Below are 16655 nucleotides of genomic sequence, written 5' to 3'. Positions count from 1 at the left end.
TGTTTTCTTTATTCGTTCTTATGACTTTCTCCTCCCCTTACAAACATCTTGCGGTAGGGCGAACCGACGTTCTCCAGCTTGCCTTCCGCTTCGAGGCGGCGGGCGAGGCGGTAGGCAACGGGCCGTGAGAGATGCAGTTCGGTCTGCAGGTCGCCCACGAAGATATAGTCGGCATTGGCAAAGAGGCGGGCCAGCGCGGCGTCGACGTCTTGCGGTGTGGGCGTGTGGTGCGGCTCGTAGCGGTGGGTAACGTTCTCGAACCGTGTTTCGCTCAACGCCTTGAGCAGTTCTTTTTCGGGGCGGAAGTTTACCGTGCGCACGTGCGGGTTGCGCAGGCGGAATTTGTGTGTGTTGGGATCTTGGTAGAGTTCGCCTTTGACAGAGAGCGAGAAGTAGCCCAGCCCGGGCAGATGCACGCGGTTGCCCTGCATGAGTTGCGCCACCAGCTCGTACCTGATTGCTTCGAGCGCGCCGACGAGGTCGCCCATCGTTAGTGACGTCGCCTTCACGATCCGATCGCCCATGAGCTTGATGCCCACGGTTTTGTGTTCGTCGAGCACGGCCCGCAAGTCTTTGTTGTGCGGGAGTTTCCCGCCTGTCTTTAATAGTTTATAGGGTACTGCCATCGTCTTCTATCTTTTTTACGTTGATATGCGGCCGGCTTTACGTTGGTATACCATCGGCCTTTAAGTTGATATGTCGTTGCCTTTTGGTTTCACCGGCTTTTAAGTTGATGGGCCACCAGTCTTTATATTGATGTGTAGCCGTTCTTAACAGGAATATGGGATGGTTCTTATCCGGTTTGTCTTTATTGCTATACTTAAATAATTGTTTTATCACCGTGGTGATAAATTTGTCTCACCATGTAAATAAGTTTATCTCACCATGGTGATAAATTTGTCTCATCGTGTAGATAATTTATTTTTCCCGGTACAAAGATAATAAGAATTACGGTATTAGCCAAGGAATTATCCGATAATATTTAACGTAATCGATAGAATATTTCTGCTCCCGAACGGGCGCAGGTGCGTGGCTCGGCCTTTCTCTCTATCGAAGATACGGCAAGAAACCGTAATATGTGTAATTCGTTCGGTATTTTTTATAACGTGGGCGACGGAGAATGTTCGTATCTTTGCGGCATTAAATATGAATAAAATGAATATTGAAGACGTAAGGGCATTTACTTTGGGCCTCCACGAAGCTGTGACGGAGGAGCTTTTTGCCGGACATTGGATTTCGTTCCGCATCGGCGGAAAGTGGTTTCTGCTGATGCAGCTCGACGCACCCGAGCCGCGCGTGGCGGTGAAGATGCCGCCCGAGATGGCTGTTGAGTTGTGCGAGCGATACGATGGCGTGCGCCCCGCGTACCACATGAACAAGAGGCATTGGAGCGATCTTTATCTGAACCTCCTCGACGCGAATTTTGTGCGGCAGTGTATCCGCGAGTCTTTCCGGCTTGTTGCAAGCAAATTGCCCAAGGGTGTGAGGGAGCGGTTGGCTGGTCTGGAAAATGACATGCAACGGTAGTTTCACGGTTTTTGCCGGTATGTTCGGAGCATGCAACTTCGTGGTGATGGACATTCGGCAATCTATAAATAAATAAGTTCGGAACATGGAAACATTGAGGATAGACTTGCGCCGACAGACGCGCGAGGAAGCGGCGGAGCATGAGCGGATGGCACAGCTCTGCTTCAGAGTGAACCACACGATGCCCTATACGGATGAGTACAACGCGCTGGTGGGGCAGCTGTTCGGCGAGTTCGGCGAGGGCAGCCGGCTGATGGCTCCCACGACCGTTGTGCGGGGCAAGCGGGTAAGGATAGGTAGGCGGGTGGTGGTTATGAATAATTCGCTCTTTATGAGCGCAGGGGGCATCACCATCGACGACGATGCACTGATAGCCGCCAACGTGCAGCTGATCTCCAACAACCACGACCTGCACGACCGCCAAGTGCTGCTCTGCAAGCCCGTACACATCTGCCGTAACGCGTGGATAGGCGCGGGAGCTACCATCCTGCCCGGTGTGACTGTGGGCGAGAATGCTGTGGTAGGAGCCGGTTCCGTGGTGACGAAAGACGTGGCGCCCGGCACCATTGTAGGCGGAATTCCGGCAAGGTTTATCCGGAATGTTGACGAGGAAACCATAAAAGTAAAACAAATATGAAAAAGATTGTATTCATTTTGTTCACATTATTAAACGTAACAGTTATGAACGCACAACAGACAGAAGATCAACTGGCATTGAAGAGGCTCGTAGACACGTTCTCTAATCTTGCCGACGTGAAAGACGTAGACGCGCAGGTGCTGCTCTTTACCGAGGATGCCGAAGTAGTAAGCAAGAGTGGCGGGCAGGTGTTCACCTGCAAGGGGCGCGAAGAGATAGGCAAGGCCTTTGCCGGATTTCTTGCCGGCTTCGACGTGGTGTATCATCTGAACGGACAGCAAACCGTGGATGTCGACGGCGACAAGGCCACGGGCATCTCCTATTGTTACGTAACGCTTATCGGCGGCGGCAAACGTAACCAAAGCGGCGTGCGCTACCACGACACCTATGTGAAGCAGGGCGGTCGCTGGCTTATCCAGAAGCGCGAATCCGACTTTATGTTTACTGCTGTAGAGGAAATGAAGAAATAGATCACTCCAAGCAAATTGCGACAAGCAGCGTGGCCTTGCTCTCTTCTTGCGGATAAATACAGTCTATTCCCTATACATGTTTTGTCAGGGCTACGTTAACGTTAAAACGACATAGGGCGGAAAACCGGCAATATCAGTAATTGTGAGATATTTATCCGTAAAACCTTTAATTGGTTGTTACCGGCTTTACAGCGTCTTCGCAATATTAAAATTCAACGAACGATGAACAAATATGCAAGTAAACAGGTATAAACAGAAAAGCGTACTCGGAGCGACTGAGAAGTTCTTGCGCGGCGCTTTCATTGCAATGGCACTATTTCTGCCGATGAAGTCGACGGGAGCCACCCCCGCCGAGGCACCGGCGCGCAGGGTAATCTGCATGGGTGAGGCGGTGCTTGACATCCTGTTCCGCGGCAGTCAGCCTATCAGCGCCAATGCCGGCGGATCGGCGCTCAACTCGGCTGTGTCGATGGGGCGCGCAGGGCTGGACGTTGTCTTCATTGGCGAAGTTGGGGCGGACACGACCGGAGCGGACGCACAGTACCTGCGGCTCCGGCCGGGCATAAAGACGACTGTCTCGACGGCCTATCTCGACGAGGCCAACAATGCCCGTTACACCTTCTACCCCGATCCGCGACCGAGCGATCAAGAGTCGGCGCTGCCCGATATCCGACCGGACGACATTGTGCTCTTCGGCTCGTTCTATGCTGCCAACCCGGCCAACAGCGGGCGGGTGAACCGGCTCCTGCAGCAGGCGCGGCAGGCAGGCGCCATCGTCTGTTATGACATCAACATCCGCACCCCGCATGCCGACATGCTCGATATGCTGCGACCACGCATCCGCGAGAACATGGCACAGGCCGACATTGTGCGTTCTTCCACCGGCGACCTGCGGGTGGTGTTCGGCTGCACCGACGTGGCCGCGGCATATACCGAGGAGGTGGCGCCACGATGCTTGAACTTCGTCTGCACCGACGGACCGCGCCCTGTCAGCTTGTATGCCCATGGAGGTGTGACTGCCACCTATTCTGTCGAGAAGATCGAGACAGTCAGTACCATCGGTGCAGGCGATAACTTCAATGTGGGACTCATCTACGGGCTTGTCCGGCTTAATATCACACGTCGGCAATTAAGCGAAGGACTTCCCCGCTCCATGTGGGATAAGCTCATCGACTATGCCGGCCGCTTCTCGCAGGACTGCTGCCAACACTTGGAGAATTACGTGTCGGAAGACTTCGGCCGCGACATCCGCCGGTAGCCTCCGGCATTGATTGGAAAAGTATTTGAAATAGACATTTAATCATTAACAATATGAAAAAGATTTTATCACTTGCAATAATGCTGCTGGCCATGCTGGGCGTGAGCGCCTGCACACCGGCGAAAAAGGAAACAAAGGAAATGGAAAGTATGAAAGACAAGAAAGTGTTGGTTGCCTACTTCTCATGGAGCGGCAACACTAAGGAGGCGGCGAAGTATATCGCCGGAAAGGTAGGGGCCGATGAGTTTGAAATCGTCCGTGAAAAGCCCTACCCAAAGGAGTATGAGGCTTGTACGGAAGATGCCAAGGCCGAGAAAGAGAAGAACGAATGGCCCGCCATCAAGGGACGCGTGGCCGGGATGGAAGCCTACGATGTGGTGTTCATCGGCGTGCCCGTCTGGTGGTACACGGCTCCAATGCCTGTCTTTACGTTCTTGGAGCAGTACGACTTCAAGGGTAAGACCGTCATCCCGTTCTGCACCTGCTATACCGCCGAATACGAGACACTCAAAGACATCGTCAAGGCCACGCCGCAGTCGGAACACCGCGAAGGACTGACCATTGTGACGCACGAAATGGGCGGAAAGGACATGGACAAGAAGCACGCGCAGATTGACAAGTGGCTCGGAGAGATTGGCTTTTAACCGTAAAGATAAGATTTGAGGATAAAAAACTGTATGAATAAATTAATGGTAACAATCGTTTCGCTGCTGATGCTGACGGCTAACGGCATGGCAGCGAACGACAAAAAACAAGAGAACAAAATGAAACAAGAATTGAAATTAACTGAAGCGTGGGACAAGGTGTTCCCGCTGAGCGACAAGGTAAATCACGAGAAAGTGACCTACACCAACCATTTCGGTATCACACTGGCAGCAGATGTGTACACGCCGAAGAACGCTGGCAAGGGCAAACTGCCCGCCGTGGCCGTTGGCGGACCTTTCGGTGCAGTGAAAGAGCAGGTGAGCGGGCTCTATGCCATGCGCATGGCGGAGCGCGGCTTCGTGGCTGTGGCTTCCGACCCGTCGTTTATGGGTGAGAGCGGAGGCGAACCTCGCGGCGTGAACTCGCCCGATCTGAACACCGAAGACTTTCAGGCAGCGGTGGATTACCTGATGACGCGCCCTGATGTAGACACGGCTCGCGTGGGTATCATCGGCATTTGCGGTTGGGGCGGCTTCGCTTTAAACACTGCCGCCATCGACACCCGCATCAAGGCAACGGCTGTCGTGACGATGTACAACATGACGCAGGTGATTGGCAACGACTATTTCGACGAGAACGACAACGAACCTGCACGCTTTGCCAAGCGCAAAGAACTGTCGGACCAGCGCACCGCCGATGCCCTGAAAGGCGAATATGCACGCACGGAGGGCTTCCCCAAGATGGCTCCCGCAGACGCTCCGCAGTTCTTGAAGGATTATATCGACTTCTATGAAACAGCGCGCGGCTACCACGTTCGCGGCATCGGCTCCAACGGCGGATGGATTGCGCAGACCTTTACCTCGCTGCAAAACGATAAGATTCTGGCCTATGTGGACGAAATCCGCAACCCCGTGCTGATGATTCACGGCGAGAAAGCGCACAGCCGCTACTTTGCCGAGCAGGCTTTCGAGAAGATGACGGGCAAGAAACCGGAGCCGGGCAAGACAACCGTTGTGGGCAACAAAGAGCTCTACATCATTCCGAACGCTGCGCATTGCGACTTCTACGACGACAGGGCAGGCGTGATACCTTACGATAAACTGGTTGCATTCTTTAAGTCGAATTTGAAATAACAAAAGAACAAGATGGATAAAGTGATATTGAACAACGGAATAGAGATGCCGCAGCTGGGCTGCGGCGTGTTCCATGTGTCGTCCGACGAAGCGGAACGTTGCATGGCTGATGCGCTGAGTGGGAGCTATCGGAGGCTGAACACGAGTCCTTATCGGTCGGCCGGCCATCGTCCGTAATTTCCTTGGCTGCGATTGTCATAACTAACCTGAATGTGTTGGTCGGCAGACAGGGTAATCGCCCGATCGTTCTCTTCGTAACGGCTTCCTGTGTAGAATTTGGCCGTTGGTGTGCGGCCGGTACCTGCAGCATGACCAAGCTCGTAGATGTTGTTCGTTATATAGACTCTCCATTCGGATGTAGCTGTGGGGTTGTTCACAAAGAGGCGATCCTGCTTTTTACAATAAAACTTGACGCCTGTGCCGGAGTACTCGCCTGCGACGCGTGTTGTGGGCGGGGTATTGTTTTCTTCCAATGAAAAGGCCGTGAGCCCTTTCACGTCGAACTCCTGCTGTCGGTTGTCTGCCGTGCCTTCACTGGAGCAGGCGGTAAAAAGTAGCAGGCCTGCCAGAGTAAGCATTGATAAAATATTTGTTTTCATCTTTTTATGTTCTTTTAGTTTTGATGTTCTGTTTACTCTTCCCAAGGGTTCTTGCTGTATGGGGTGGTATCGATTGATTCTTCTTCATCGAAGAAGTCGACGCCTTTGACGTGCAGGGGATCGTTGTCATTACCGGCGCCATTATGCCTGCCGGAAAATTCTAACAAGTGCAGTTACGTCGGTAGCGCCTGTGTGTGTTGGCAAATTATTCGAGACGGCCAAATATAATGTGTTAAAAGCTGCGGAGAAACCTACGTTTCTTCGCTCTGCGCCTATACCTTTCTTTATATAATAAGAGGTACTCGGTCGGCTCGTATTGCCTTTCGTTAAATTTATACCTGTAGTTTAGTATACGTGTGCAAAGATGTACAAAAAAACTAGACAACAAACTTTCGACGCATATTTCTTATTCTCTTACGGTCTTCATTGGTGAGGTCGGGGCTGACACGGCCGGATGATATCGTGCTCTTCGGCCCATTCTATACCGCCAGCCCCGCCAACTGGTGGAGCGAATTTTTATTATAAAGTTCTTCTGCATGGTTTGAAATGACGACATTTTGATGAGAAAGTAAAATCTCCATTAGGAAATTTAAGGAAACAGAAATGGCAGGACAAAGGGATAATTATATGGCTGTATCGATTTGTTCGGGTAAATACAATTTCAAAAGACCCTTTTTGAACAAGTAGAGGAATTTTGGTTTAAAAAGGATATGTCAGTTCTCTATCGGAGCATTATGGGAGATGAAGTCTATCTTTTCGATAGGAAGAATTGCTGCATCAGTTCTCGGCATTCCTGCTCCAAGATGCCTGCCGTTATAGAGGCTTTGGGGTGCAGCGCTTCCGGGGCATATTTATGGAAGCCCCGTTTCTCGTCTGTAGCCCCATAAACGATGCGTCGGAGTTGTGCCCAACCGATAGCACCGGCACACATGGTGCATGGTTCAATGGTGACATAAAGTGTACATTCCGACAGATATTTGCCTCCCAAAGCATCGGCAGCTGCCGTGATGGCTTGCATTTCGGCATGTGCCGTCACGTCATGTAGCGTTTCTGTGAGATTATGCGCTCGTGCAATGATCCTGTCTTTGCAAACGATGACGGCCCCGATGGGTATCTCTCCCGCATCGAAAGCCGCTTTGGCTTCGACAAGCGCTTTCTGCATAAACTGCTCGTCTTTTTGCTGTTGTTCTTTTTCTTTTGTCATGTTGATAATCTACCTGTGTGAACCATGCTTCGAATTCTGCGCTGTGACTGAATGTATCTGGTGCAAAAATACAACATTCTTTTTTGATGTGTGGAATAAAAGTACTAATTTTGCGATAGATAAACCATATTTATAGCATGGCTGCACATAACGAGCTTGGCAAATGGGGAGAAGAAATGGCGGTGGAATACCTGCATGACAAGAGGTATATCATCCGCGAATGCGACTGGAAATTCGGTAAGCGCGACATTGACATCATTGCTCTTACGCCCGATGAGACGGAGGTGGTGTTCGTAGAAGTGAAGACGAGAACTACGGATGAAGTTGCCAAACCCGAAGATGCGGTGGACATGCGAAAGATACGGAGTATAGGGGTTGCTGCCAATGCTTATGTGAAAATGTGCGATGTGGTGGAGGAACTGCGGTTCGATATCATCACCATTGTGGGTACTACTCGCGATAATATGCGAGTGGAGCATATCAAAGACGCATTTAATCCTTTATTGTTGTTTTAAGAGGATGAAACGAACAATCATCAAACTGCAGGAAACTGATTCCACTAATAAATATCTGAGAGGTTTGCAGGAAGAATCTACGGCAGACATGATCGTCGTGACTGCTGATTATCAAACGGCTGGCCGAGGACAGGGAGCCAACGGCTGGGAGAGTGAAGCGGGCAAGAATTTGCTGTTTTCTCTGCGCATACACCCTGCTATGGTGTCCGTTTCAGAGCAATTTCTGCTGTCGATGGCGGGCGGATTGGCATTGCATGAAACACTCCAAATGTATGCCGACGGCTTCACGCTGAAATGGCCCAACGATGTTTATTGGCGCGATTACAAGGTGAGCGGCACGCTGATAGAAACGACAGTTGCCCATGGCGGGTTGCAAAGTTGTATCTTCGGCGTAGGCATCGATGTGAACCAGCGCACGTTTCACAGTGATGCACCCAATCCGATGTCACTCTGTACGATTATCGGTCACGAAATAGATCGTGAACGACTGTTGGAACAGGTGCTCATAGCATTTGAAAAATATTACGGTATGTTGTGCAGTGGTGACTACAGTACAGTTATTTCACTATATCATGAAGCATTATATCGGAAGAACGGGTTTTATAAATATCGCGATGCAGAGGGCAGTTTCGAGGCAGAAATCGTAAAGGTAAAGCCTGACGGACACTTAGTTTTACGTGACCGGCAGGGCATGATGCGCAGCTATGCCTTTAAGGAAGTAGAGTTTATATTGAATTAAAACAACAAATAGAACGTATGGCTAAATTTAAAAGAATACTGCTCAAGTTGAGTGGTGAGAGCTTAATGGGCAGGCAAGGTTTCGGTATCGATGCCGAACGATTGGCTGATTATGCTGCGCAGATTAAGGAAATACACGAGATGGGTGTGCAGATCGGTATTGTGATTGGTGGCGGGAATATCTTCAGAGGGTTGAGTGGTTCGCAGAAAGGTTTCGATAGGGTGAAAGGCGACCAGATGGGCATGTGTGCTACAGTTATCAACTCACTGGCATTGAGTTCTGCCTTGGGGGCGTTAGATGTCAAGTCGAAAGTGCTTACCGCTATTCGTATGGAGCCTATCGGCGAGTTTTACAGCAAATGGAAAGCTATCGAGGCTATGGAGAACGGTTATGTATGCATCTTCTCGGCAGGTACCGGCAGCCCTTATTTCACCACGGACACGGGTTCTTCGCTTCGTGGAATAGAAATAGAGGCCGACGTGATGCTGAAAGGCACGCGTGTGGACGGCATCTACACGGCCGATCCTGAAAAAGATGCTACGGCTGTGAAGTTCAATGAAATTACATACGATGAAATCTATACCCGCGGACTGAAAGTGATGGATCTCACGGCAACGACCATGTGCAAGGAAAATGGCCTGCCCATTTATGTGTTCAACATGGATGTGAAAGGCAACTTGCGAAAGGTGATCGATGGTGAAGACATTGGTACGCTGGTGCACAATTAAAATTAGATCGGATTTTCTCAAACGGATAAAGGGGAAATCCGCTTATTTATTTTTACTTAATTTCTAAGGCAGTTATAAAATCAATGCGTTTGGTTTTATCAAAACGATTAGACGTGAGAAACTAACTTGTTATTCTCTAAATGGTTTATTAGAGAATTAAAACGAACTGTTTAGAAATAAAAATAGTTGAAGAGGCGTGACACTCTTCAACTATTCTTGTATATTCACTATGTAAACGCTATGTTACTTCACAAGGATAACCAAATACTTGCTGGTACTCCAGAATATTTGCGGGTTAGTAATGCGAAGTACATACTGTTTATTGGCATCGCGTGTGAGCGTATAGCTTGACGACGGATGCGTAGTCATAATTTTGGCAGACTTGGTGTAGAGTTTGATTTCTTTGTCTACACGAATATCGATCTTTGTAAAGTAATTTTTATTAAAATTAGATTGCAGTACACGATTATCTTCTATAATACGCTGCTCTTTCAGTTCGTTCTTAGTTCCGAATACATACCATGCCGTGTTCAGCTGCTTGTCTTGATTGCTGATGGTTTCGCTCTTCTGATTACTCTCGGCAGTCAGGTTGCTGACATTTGTATTCAAATTGTTGATGGTTTCGTCCAATTCCGAGATATGAATGTCTTTAGCATCGAGTTCGGCACGCAGTTGTTGTAACTGTTGTTCTTTTTCGTCAAGCTGTTTCATCAGATTGTCAATGGTGGTCTTAAACTGCCCTCCCTTAACACTACTTTCGCGCAATTGCTGACGGAGCTTATCTACAAGCTGGCGATTACGCTTCATAGCAGTGGAAATAAACTGGATATTCTCCTTAATCTGCTGTGTCTTGTTAGTGCCTTCGCCATCTTTAGCAATAGTAACACGATTTTCTGCCTCGTTTATCTCGCGGAAACCTTCTTGGATTTCGTTGAGTGTTCCCAGCATATCGTTAATCTCACTGTCTTTTTGAGCAATGATTTTCTGCAACGAGTCGTTCTGTTCTATATTGGACAATTGCTGAGCTTTATTATCTTGCTTACAGCTTATAACTGCCAACATTGTAAAAATGAAAGTACAAAGCAATAATTTTTTCATATCAGTTCCTTTTTTTGGTTTTTACTTTTTATATCTTTTCCGGCAAGAATAATTACTATCTCGCCCCGTGGTTCGGTCTTAGTAAAATGTTGTATCGCTTCTTGAATAGTGCCACGTATATATTCTTCGTGCACTTTCGATATCTCTCTTGCCACACTGATTGATCTGTCTTCGCCGAAAATCGCAGCAAATTGTTGCAATGTTTTGAGCAGGCGATAAGGCGATTCGTAGAAAATCATCGTACGTGTTTCGTCTTTTAATGCCTCTAAATGGCTTTGGTGTCCTTTTTTCTGTGGTAGGAAACCTTCGAAACAGAAACGGTCGCAGGGCAATCCTGATGATACGATAGCGGGAATGCAGGCCGTGGCACCGGGGAGACACTGTACTGTGATGCCGGCTTTTGATGCCTCGCGAGCCAGATAAAACCCGGGATCGCTGATGCCGGGTGTACCGGCGTCGCTGATGAGCGCAATATTTTGTCCGGCTTTCAGGCGCTCTACGATGACTGCCGAAGTACCGTGTTCGTTGAACTTATGGTGTGACATCAGGCGATTTTGGATACCGAAATGTTTCAACAGTATACCCGACGTGCGTGTATCTTCGGCCAATATCAAGTCTGTCTCTTTCAGAATTCTGACAGCTCGCAGTGTCATATCCTCCATATTTCCCACCGGAGTAGGTACGATATATAGTGTGCCCATATTTGGTAGCAAATATAATTAAATATTCTTCATCGGCAAAAAAAGCATATATTTCTTTGCAATTTTTAAAACGTCTTTGTTTTCGTTGTGTCATTGTATCCTTTTGTTAATTTGCGTTTTACATTATTAAATGAGTAAGTTGCAGGGGTGTTTTTACACGGTTTTAAAGCAGAATAGAAAACAAAAACGGTTATATCAAGTCTAACTTTCTCGCATTACTTATGGCTATTAGAGGTAAAATAACAAGGAAAATAAATTCTTGTATTTTTGCCATTATATTATTGTAGTAATTGTAAACAATTGATTATTAGGTAAATATAGCTGATTTTAATATGAAAGGATGACAGTAACTTTGCCGTCAGCAATCTGTTTTTGTTATCTCTAAAGTTATATTTGTTCTTTGACTTGCTATAAGATATGCTTTGTAAAACTATATTATATCTTCCATATTAAGTATATGTACGGGCGATACAGAATAGCCATAAGGCAAAACGGAAATGTTGCTGACGGCAAAGTCCCTGTCATACTGCCAGTTTGTACATACTTGTAACGACATTGCATTCAGAGGTTTATGTGTATTTTGATGGTGTGATAGTAAAAATAGAAAAAGTGTATGAAAAGATTTTTTATATAAATATGGCTACTTCAGACCACCGTATATCCGAAAAAAGAAGATGGAAAATCTTTGCTAAAGTAGCATGAAAGTCGAGAAAAAATTGTAAGTTTGCAAAAGATTAACAACGGTTTTATGAACCGAAACAAATATAGTTGTACAATAATAAAAGATTACAGCGGGTTATAGGATGATTTACGGTAACTCGTACTTTGTACCGGTATGATGGAAAACTTGACGGGTGAAGCACATCGCCCCGGAAGAATAGAAGTGGTGTGCGGTTCGATGTTCTCGGGCAAAACCGAAGAACTTATTCGCCGTATGAAGCGTGCGAAGTTTGCAAAGCAAAAAGCTGAGATATTCAAGCCGGCGATAGACACGCGGTATTCTGAACAAGATGTAGTGAGCCACGACCTGAATGTTATCAATTCTACTCCTGTTGAATCGTCGGCATCTATCTTGCTTTTATCTTCGGATATGGATGTTGTCGGCATTGATGAAGCACAATTCCTTGACGATGGCTTGGTGGATGTGTGCAATGAATTGGCAAATAGAGGCGTGAGAGTGATTATAGCGGGATTGGATATGGACTTTAAGGGTATACCATTCGGACCAATTCCGGCATTATGTGCCATTGCCGACGAGGTTACGAAAGTGCATGCAATATGTGTAAAATGCGGAGCCTTGGCTTATGTGAGCCATCGGCTTGTACCTAATGACAAACAAGTGTTGCTTGGTGAGAAAACGGAATACGAGCCGCTTTGCCGCGATTGTTATCAAAAGACGTTGCAGGAAGAGAAAACGAAAAATAAATAATTAAACGATGTAAACGAGAAACGGCTATGCTGGAAAAGGAGATTACGTTTGATAGATTTATTAGATTGGCGGGTACGATTTTATTGGTAGGCGCAGTACTCTACGGTGTAAATTGTCTTAGCAGCGTGTTATTGCCGTTCTTCATAGCATGGTTGTTTGCCTATCTGCTTTATCCTATTGTGAAATTTGTGCAGAACAAACTTCGTGTAAAAGTGCGGGTATTGGCAATTCTTATTACCATGTTGTTTGTTATAGGCATAGTAGGCGGAATTTTGTATCTTATTATTCCGCCGATAATAGAACAGTTTGAAAAACTTGGAGACGTGCTTTCACGATGGATACATCAAACCACGAATACGAATAATATCACGGCTCTTATCCAAAAATGGTTGCAGGATAATCAACAAGAGGTGGAGAAGTTTTTCAGAAGTAAAGATTTCACTGATACTGTGAAGACTGCTGTACCGCAGGTGTTCTCGTTTGTAGGGCAAACGGCAAGTGTGGTTATCAGTATCGTAGCTTCGTTGATTACATTATTGTATATGTTTTTTATTCTTCTCGACTATGAGTTTCTTACGGAAAACTGGATCAGAATATTCCCACAAAAGCACCGCGCATTTTGGAGCGACCTGATGAAAGATGTTGAGAGAGAACTGAATAATTATATCCGCGGACAGTGTTTGGTGGCGCTGTGTATGGGCATTATGTTTTGTATAGGCTTTACCATACTCGATTTCCCGATGGCTATAGGCTTAGGAATATTGATAGGTATATTAGATCTTGTGCCTTATCTACACACGTTTGCACTGATCCCTACTGCTTTTCTTGCCATGCTCAAGGCGGCAGACACAGGACAAAGTTTTTGGCTTATATTTGGGTTGGCCGTTGGATTATTTATCTTAATTCAGGCAATTACCGATATGATAATAACGCCTAAGATTATGGGAAAAGCGATGGGGTTGAACCCTGCCATACTTTTGTTGTCGCTATCTGTTTGGGGAACAATCTTGGGATTTATAGGATTGATTATCGCTTTACCGCTAACCACACTGATCATCGCATATTGGCAACGGTATGTAACGAAGGAATATCAAATCAAAGAAAAAAGCAAAGAATAATTTGGTTGTTCTAAAAAAACATTGTAACTTTGCATTCGCTTTTGAAAAAGAAGTTGGGAAGATCCGCTAGCTCAGTTGGTAGAGCACAACACTTTTAATGTTGGGGTCATGGGTTCGAGCCCCATGCGGATCACTTTGATAGTTAGTATATTAAGCATAAAAGTAAGTGCAACTGTCAGATTGTCAGTTGTTTAAGACAAAAGCACACAAGATTATCACTTTATAAAGAAGCGTCCGAAAGTAGACAAAAATGGACATTATGGGACAGATTTCGTACCAGAATCGTACCAAGCGTCGTACCAAATTTTTAAATAAAGTGATATATGAAAATAGCAAACACAAGGATTGTCTTTGATAGACACAACACAGCATCAAAGAAAATTGCTGTACCTGTCTATGTAGAAGTTACTTTCTACAAGGTTAGAAATTTCTATAATACAGGTGTTAAGGTTAAGAAGGGGCAGTTCCGCAATGATAGAGTATGTAATTGTGGTCAGCAGGTCGAGTACAATAGCCGTATAGACATAGTTCGCAATACGATTGTGGATTATATAAACACCAAGCTGGAAAGGAATGTGGTGTTTACTCTCGCTGGGCTGAAAGAATACATGAACAACAATAGTCTCGCTTCCCGTAAAGATGCCTTCCTGTCATTCATGTATAACCGCATATACGATCGCAAAATATCGGAGGGAACAAGGAAAGGACACCTATCCGCTTACCATGTTCTTAAACGGCACAGGGCTGGCGGACAGCCTGCTGCTCTTCTTCGGTGATGGCTCATTCTGCTGTTTGACCTTATAATAGCAGGCAGTGCTGAAGCACGACATGACTTCGAGCTTGGCATGGCGCAGGTCGGCTGCGCGGACGTTGTCGTAGATGTGCGTGATGCCAAGGCGAAGGTCTCGCGCTGGTCGGGCATGAACAGTGGGCAGGGCCGTACCTGTTATCACGGCCGGATTGACCATTATGTGGATTTCATACCTCTTCTCTGCGAGTATTGTGTATGCGGTGTGGCGCATGCATTTGCTAGCCTGCTCGTAATTTTTTTCCAGCGCAATGTGCAAAGGCAGCGTCTGCTTGTTTGTAATCTTCTTGTGTCATCATGCTTTTGTATTGCGTGCGTATGTCGCTTTGGCTTCGTTCGGTAGAGTAATGTGCAGAGTATGGGGAAAAGAAAAGTGCTTCCACTAAATGTTAGTAAAGTGAAAGCACTTATTAATCACAAATGAAGTTTATTCTTCATTTCCAACCCATTTGTATTTTCTAATGAGTTCTTCTGTCTTTGTCTCAAAGTGTCGTTTGTCTCTTTCGATGACTTTCTTCAATAACCTGCCGGCATCTTGTCCGGCAGCCTTTATATCCTTGTACTTCTCGTAGACTGCCATTAAAGGCGTTCCCTCCCAGTAGAAGTTTGAACCTCTCATGAAATCTCGCATAGAGAACCATTTGTTGGAATTGTTGTTACACCAACAATAAACAGTACCTTGTAAAAACTGTATATGGCACTTTTCTCTTCTTTGGAAAGGCCGTTTACGCTTCTAACCTCTCCTGCATTTTTTGGCTTAATAAACGCGATTATGAATTTTGAATATTAGGAAAAAGAGGAATACGGAATACTTTGCTTATCCCTCTTTAATACTTATTCTTACTTTCTCTTCAAAAAAATAGAGATGTTTACCATTCTTATAGCAAGGTAGTAAGCGTTTGCGTACTAAGGTATAAACTGTGGGCTTAGCTTTCCCAATAAGTTTACACGCGTCATCTATTCCAATAGGAATGCGTTTGGGAGGAGCAACAGGTGTTTGCCCTTTACATACTAAATTCTTGATTTCAGCAACTTCGCTGACTAAGTGAGCAACTGCCTTTGGCAAGTTCTCAAAAGTGATTTCATTTTGTACCATAAATACTTGTTGTTGATTGTTACGGTGCAAATGAAAAAAGTGTTTCCTCTGTGCCCCAAGACACTGAAGAAACACGATAAAAACACAATAGTTGCGTGTGTTATTCTATTATTTGAACGGTCGGAAAGGCTTTTACAACAGGCATTGTGCCTTTCTTCTCATCATCGCAAAGATGGTTTTACCCTCGCCTCTTCCGCAGCTCATCAAGATAACGGGCGGTTATCACGCCCGAAGGCAACGCGATTATGGCTATACCCAACAGCGACGACAGCATACTTACAAAGCGTCCGACATCGGTAACGGGGCACATATCGCCATAGCCGACGGTGGTGAGTGTTACGGTTGCCCAATACAAGGCATCGAAAAACGAACGGAATGTTGGCTGATGGGTATATGGATTCACGTGCGGCTCGACATTGAACAGTATGAGTGCCATTACAAAGATGTACAGCAGTGCCAATAGCAAAACGGAGGACAACACCTGACGCTCTTTGTAGAGTATGGACAGGAACAGGCGCATCTTGTTCGATATTCCAAATATTTTCAGCACCCTCGTCAGCCTCAGCAGGCGCACGAAGCGGAACAGCTTGAACGCAGGGTTGAGCAGCGTAATGGCAGGCAAGATAGACAGCAGGTCTATGATTGCCATAACGGAGAACGGATAGGTAAGAAATGCCGTCTTGCGATTGTGGTTTCGTATATCGGCCGTGCCCCATCTCAGCAGATAGTCGATGATAAACACGAGCGTAGAAACAAGTTCTGTATACCAAAACGCCTTGTGCGACCTCATGAACATAAGGGGAAGGAGGCTTACGAGAATGACAACTAACATGAACCAGTCGTAAGCCATGCATATCCAGTCGGTATGCGATTGCCGGTCGATAATGTTTGCTATTTTCTGTCTATTCATATTGCTAAATGGTTTATGCCGAACAAACGATATTGGACAC

At 46.4% G+C, this 16655-nt stretch carries 22 protein-coding genes, 1 tRNA gene and 1 pseudogene; 14 read left to right on the top strand and 10 right to left on the bottom strand.

Going from position 1 to position 16655, the window contains the following annotated elements; all coding sequences use genetic code 11:
- Positions 1 to 8: 8 nt before the first annotated feature.
- Positions 9 to 626 carry an HU family DNA-binding protein gene (locus BN3912_RS04475; protein WP_023984708.1) on the bottom strand — a complete coding sequence of 206 codons (618 nt, stop codon included), beginning with the start codon at positions 624 to 626 and terminating at the stop codon, positions 9 to 11.
- Positions 627 to 1029: 403 nt separating this feature from the next.
- Here BN3912_RS04475 and BN3912_RS04470 point away from each other — a divergent pair, with 403 nt between their 5' ends.
- The 7 genes from BN3912_RS04470 to BN3912_RS12165 all read left to right on the top strand — a co-directional run bounded on the left by BN3912_RS04470 (position 1030) and on the right by BN3912_RS12165 (position 5847).
- Positions 1030 to 1527 carry an MmcQ/YjbR family DNA-binding protein gene (locus tag BN3912_RS04470; protein WP_230204650.1) on the top strand — a complete coding sequence of 166 codons (498 nt, stop codon included), beginning with the start codon at positions 1030 to 1032 and terminating at the stop codon, positions 1525 to 1527.
- Between the two features lie 85 nt (positions 1528 to 1612).
- Positions 1613 to 2164 (top strand): acyltransferase, encoded by a 552-nt coding sequence (locus tag BN3912_RS04465; RefSeq protein ID WP_023984710.1) that lies wholly within the window; start codon positions 1613 to 1615, stop codon positions 2162 to 2164.
- A complete protein-coding gene (locus BN3912_RS04460; RefSeq protein WP_023984711.1) occupies positions 2161 to 2634 on the top strand; it encodes a nuclear transport factor 2 family protein in 474 nt (157 codons plus the stop codon). Before BN3912_RS04465 ends, BN3912_RS04460 begins: the two co-directional genes overlap by 4 nt.
- Positions 2635 to 2866: 232 nt before the next feature.
- Positions 2867 to 3892, top strand: a complete 1026-nt coding sequence (locus BN3912_RS04455) for a PfkB family carbohydrate kinase (RefSeq protein WP_023984712.1) — start codon at positions 2867 to 2869, stop codon at positions 3890 to 3892.
- A gap of 53 nt (positions 3893 to 3945) precedes the next feature.
- Positions 3946 to 4536 (top strand): flavodoxin, encoded by a 591-nt coding sequence (locus BN3912_RS04450; RefSeq protein WP_023984713.1) that lies wholly within the window; start codon positions 3946 to 3948, stop codon positions 4534 to 4536.
- Between the two features lie 33 nt (positions 4537 to 4569).
- Complete coding sequence (locus BN3912_RS04445) at positions 4570 to 5670, top strand: alpha/beta hydrolase (protein ID WP_023984714.1); 1101 nt, start codon at positions 4570 to 4572, stop codon at positions 5668 to 5670.
- 12 nt (positions 5671 to 5682) lie between these two features.
- On the top strand, positions 5683 to 5847 hold the full coding sequence (locus tag BN3912_RS12165) for a hypothetical protein (protein WP_023984715.1): 165 nt from the start codon (positions 5683 to 5685) through the stop codon (positions 5845 to 5847).
- Here the strand turns inward: BN3912_RS12165 and BN3912_RS04440 are convergent.
- The 3 genes from BN3912_RS04440 to BN3912_RS04430 all read right to left on the bottom strand — a co-directional run bounded on the left by BN3912_RS04440 (position 5820) and on the right by BN3912_RS04430 (position 7473).
- Positions 5820 to 6269: a hypothetical protein gene (locus tag BN3912_RS04440; RefSeq protein ID WP_023984716.1), complete on the bottom strand. Its 450-nt coding sequence runs from the start codon at positions 6267 to 6269 to the stop codon at positions 5820 to 5822. The two genes, BN3912_RS12165 and BN3912_RS04440, sit on opposite strands and share 28 nt — an antisense overlap.
- A gap of 32 nt (positions 6270 to 6301) precedes the next feature.
- Positions 6302 to 6436, bottom strand: a complete 135-nt coding sequence (locus BN3912_RS12580; protein ID WP_262502697.1) for a hypothetical protein — start codon at positions 6434 to 6436, stop codon at positions 6302 to 6304.
- Between the two features lie 581 nt (positions 6437 to 7017).
- Entirely contained in the window at positions 7018 to 7473 is a 456-nt protein-coding gene (locus BN3912_RS04430; RefSeq protein ID WP_036859813.1) for a nucleoside deaminase, read from the bottom strand.
- A 137-nt stretch (positions 7474 to 7610) separates the two neighbouring features.
- Between BN3912_RS04430 and BN3912_RS04425 the strand changes: the two genes are divergently transcribed.
- Genes BN3912_RS04425 through pyrH form a run of 3 tightly spaced genes read left to right on the top strand, consistent with a single transcriptional unit; the run spans position 7611 to position 9455 of the window.
- Positions 7611 to 7988 carry a YraN family protein gene (locus BN3912_RS04425; protein WP_004369663.1) on the top strand — a complete coding sequence of 126 codons (378 nt, stop codon included), beginning with the start codon at positions 7611 to 7613 and terminating at the stop codon, positions 7986 to 7988.
- Positions 7989 to 7992: 4 nt separating this feature from the next.
- Positions 7993 to 8727: a biotin--[acetyl-CoA-carboxylase] ligase gene (locus tag BN3912_RS04420; RefSeq protein WP_023984718.1), complete on the top strand. Its 735-nt coding sequence runs from the start codon at positions 7993 to 7995 to the stop codon at positions 8725 to 8727.
- Between the two features lie 17 nt (positions 8728 to 8744).
- Positions 8745 to 9455 carry a UMP kinase gene (pyrH, locus tag BN3912_RS04415; protein WP_004369665.1) on the top strand — a complete coding sequence of 237 codons (711 nt, stop codon included), beginning with the start codon at positions 8745 to 8747 and terminating at the stop codon, positions 9453 to 9455.
- 243 nt (positions 9456 to 9698) lie between these two features.
- Here pyrH and BN3912_RS04410 read toward each other — a convergent pair whose 3' ends face one another.
- The gene (locus BN3912_RS04410; RefSeq protein WP_004369666.1) at positions 9699 to 10553 is read right to left on the bottom strand and encodes a Cbp1 family collagen-binding glycoprotein adhesin; all 855 of its coding nucleotides are present in this window, start codon (positions 10551 to 10553) and stop codon (positions 9699 to 9701) included.
- A complete protein-coding gene (gene rsmI, locus BN3912_RS04405; protein WP_064972269.1) occupies positions 10550 to 11254 on the bottom strand; it encodes a 16S rRNA (cytidine(1402)-2'-O)-methyltransferase in 705 nt (234 codons plus the stop codon). The genes BN3912_RS04410 and rsmI overlap by 4 nt, the downstream gene beginning before the upstream one ends.
- 835 nt (positions 11255 to 12089) lie before the next feature.
- On the opposite strand from rsmI, the gene BN3912_RS04400 reads away from it, so the two are divergent.
- The 4 genes from BN3912_RS04400 (at position 12090) to BN3912_RS04385 (ending at position 14577) form a co-directional block, all read left to right on the top strand.
- Positions 12090 to 12683 carry a thymidine kinase gene (locus BN3912_RS04400; RefSeq protein WP_004369670.1) on the top strand — a complete coding sequence of 198 codons (594 nt, stop codon included), beginning with the start codon at positions 12090 to 12092 and terminating at the stop codon, positions 12681 to 12683.
- A gap of 26 nt (positions 12684 to 12709) precedes the next feature.
- Positions 12710 to 13801 carry an AI-2E family transporter gene (locus BN3912_RS04395; protein ID WP_023984719.1) on the top strand — a complete coding sequence of 364 codons (1092 nt, stop codon included), beginning with the start codon at positions 12710 to 12712 and terminating at the stop codon, positions 13799 to 13801.
- A 60-nt stretch (positions 13802 to 13861) separates the two neighbouring features.
- Positions 13862 to 13934, top strand: a tRNA-Lys gene (locus BN3912_RS04390).
- A gap of 190 nt (positions 13935 to 14124) precedes the next feature.
- A complete protein-coding gene (locus tag BN3912_RS04385) occupies positions 14125 to 14577 on the top strand; it encodes a hypothetical protein (RefSeq protein WP_023984720.1) in 453 nt (150 codons plus the stop codon).
- On the opposite strand, the gene BN3912_RS12620 is transcribed toward BN3912_RS04385, so the two are convergent.
- The 4 genes and pseudogenes from BN3912_RS12620 to BN3912_RS04370 form a co-directional block, all read right to left on the bottom strand.
- Positions 14512 to 14823: a hypothetical protein gene (locus BN3912_RS12620; RefSeq protein WP_394332697.1), complete on the bottom strand. Its 312-nt coding sequence runs from the start codon at positions 14821 to 14823 to the stop codon at positions 14512 to 14514. The two genes, BN3912_RS04385 and BN3912_RS12620, sit on opposite strands and share 66 nt — an antisense overlap.
- A gap of 213 nt (positions 14824 to 15036) precedes the next feature.
- Entirely contained in the window at positions 15037 to 15228 is a 192-nt protein-coding gene (locus BN3912_RS12415; protein ID WP_196808022.1) for a hypothetical protein, read from the bottom strand.
- Positions 15229 to 15429: 201 nt separating this feature from the next.
- Positions 15430 to 15705 (bottom strand): annotated as a pseudogene (locus BN3912_RS04375) (helix-turn-helix domain-containing protein); the annotation flags it as partial.
- Between the two features lie 178 nt (positions 15706 to 15883).
- Positions 15884 to 16615: an ion transporter gene (locus BN3912_RS04370; RefSeq protein ID WP_023984724.1), complete on the bottom strand. Its 732-nt coding sequence runs from the start codon at positions 16613 to 16615 to the stop codon at positions 15884 to 15886.
- Positions 16616 to 16655 lie beyond the last annotated feature (40 nt).

This window comes from Prevotella phocaeensis (genome assembly GCF_900065875.1).
Lineage (GTDB): Bacteria > Bacteroidota > Bacteroidia > Bacteroidales > Bacteroidaceae > Prevotella > Prevotella phocaeensis.
This window is presented reverse-complemented; position numbering and strand designations above follow the sequence as displayed.

Coding starts and splice junctions, on each gene's coding strand:
- BN3912_RS04475 (WP_023984708.1), bottom strand. CDS start 626: ATGGCAGTACCCTATAAACTATTAAAGACAGGCGGGAAACTCCCGCAC.
- BN3912_RS04465 (WP_023984710.1), top strand. CDS start 1,613: ATGGAAACATTGAGGATAGACTTGCGCCGACAGACGCGCGAGGAAGCG.
- BN3912_RS04460 (WP_023984711.1), top strand. CDS start 2,161: ATGAAAAAGATTGTATTCATTTTGTTCACATTATTAAACGTAACAGTT.
- BN3912_RS04455 (WP_023984712.1), top strand. CDS start 2,867: ATGCAAGTAAACAGGTATAAACAGAAAAGCGTACTCGGAGCGACTGAG.
- BN3912_RS04450 (WP_023984713.1), top strand. CDS start 3,946: ATGAAAAAGATTTTATCACTTGCAATAATGCTGCTGGCCATGCTGGGC.
- BN3912_RS04445 (WP_023984714.1), top strand. CDS start 4,570: ATGAATAAATTAATGGTAACAATCGTTTCGCTGCTGATGCTGACGGCT.
- BN3912_RS12165 (WP_023984715.1), top strand. CDS start 5,683: ATGGATAAAGTGATATTGAACAACGGAATAGAGATGCCGCAGCTGGGC.
- BN3912_RS04440 (WP_023984716.1), bottom strand. CDS start 6,269: ATGAAAACAAATATTTTATCAATGCTTACTCTGGCAGGCCTGCTACTT.
- BN3912_RS04430 (WP_036859813.1), bottom strand. CDS start 7,473: ATGACAAAAGAAAAAGAACAACAGCAAAAAGACGAGCAGTTTATGCAG.
- BN3912_RS04425 (WP_004369663.1), top strand. CDS start 7,611: ATGGCTGCACATAACGAGCTTGGCAAATGGGGAGAAGAAATGGCGGTG.
- BN3912_RS04420 (WP_023984718.1), top strand. CDS start 7,993: ATGAAACGAACAATCATCAAACTGCAGGAAACTGATTCCACTAATAAA.
- pyrH (WP_004369665.1), top strand. CDS start 8,745: ATGGCTAAATTTAAAAGAATACTGCTCAAGTTGAGTGGTGAGAGCTTA.
- BN3912_RS04410 (WP_004369666.1), bottom strand. CDS start 10,553: ATGAAAAAATTATTGCTTTGTACTTTCATTTTTACAATGTTGGCAGTT.
- rsmI (WP_064972269.1), bottom strand. CDS start 11,254: ATGGGCACACTATATATCGTACCTACTCCGGTGGGAAATATGGAGGAT.
- BN3912_RS04400 (WP_004369670.1), top strand. CDS start 12,090: ATGATGGAAAACTTGACGGGTGAAGCACATCGCCCCGGAAGAATAGAA.
- BN3912_RS04395 (WP_023984719.1), top strand. CDS start 12,710: ATGCTGGAAAAGGAGATTACGTTTGATAGATTTATTAGATTGGCGGGT.
- BN3912_RS04385 (WP_023984720.1), top strand. CDS start 14,125: ATGAAAATAGCAAACACAAGGATTGTCTTTGATAGACACAACACAGCA.
- BN3912_RS12620 (WP_394332697.1), bottom strand. CDS start 14,823: ATGCGCCACACCGCATACACAATACTCGCAGAGAAGAGGTATGAAATC.
- BN3912_RS12415 (WP_196808022.1), bottom strand. CDS start 15,228: ATGAGAGGTTCAAACTTCTACTGGGAGGGAACGCCTTTAATGGCAGTC.
- BN3912_RS04370 (WP_023984724.1), bottom strand. CDS start 16,615: ATGAATAGACAGAAAATAGCAAACATTATCGACCGGCAATCGCATACC.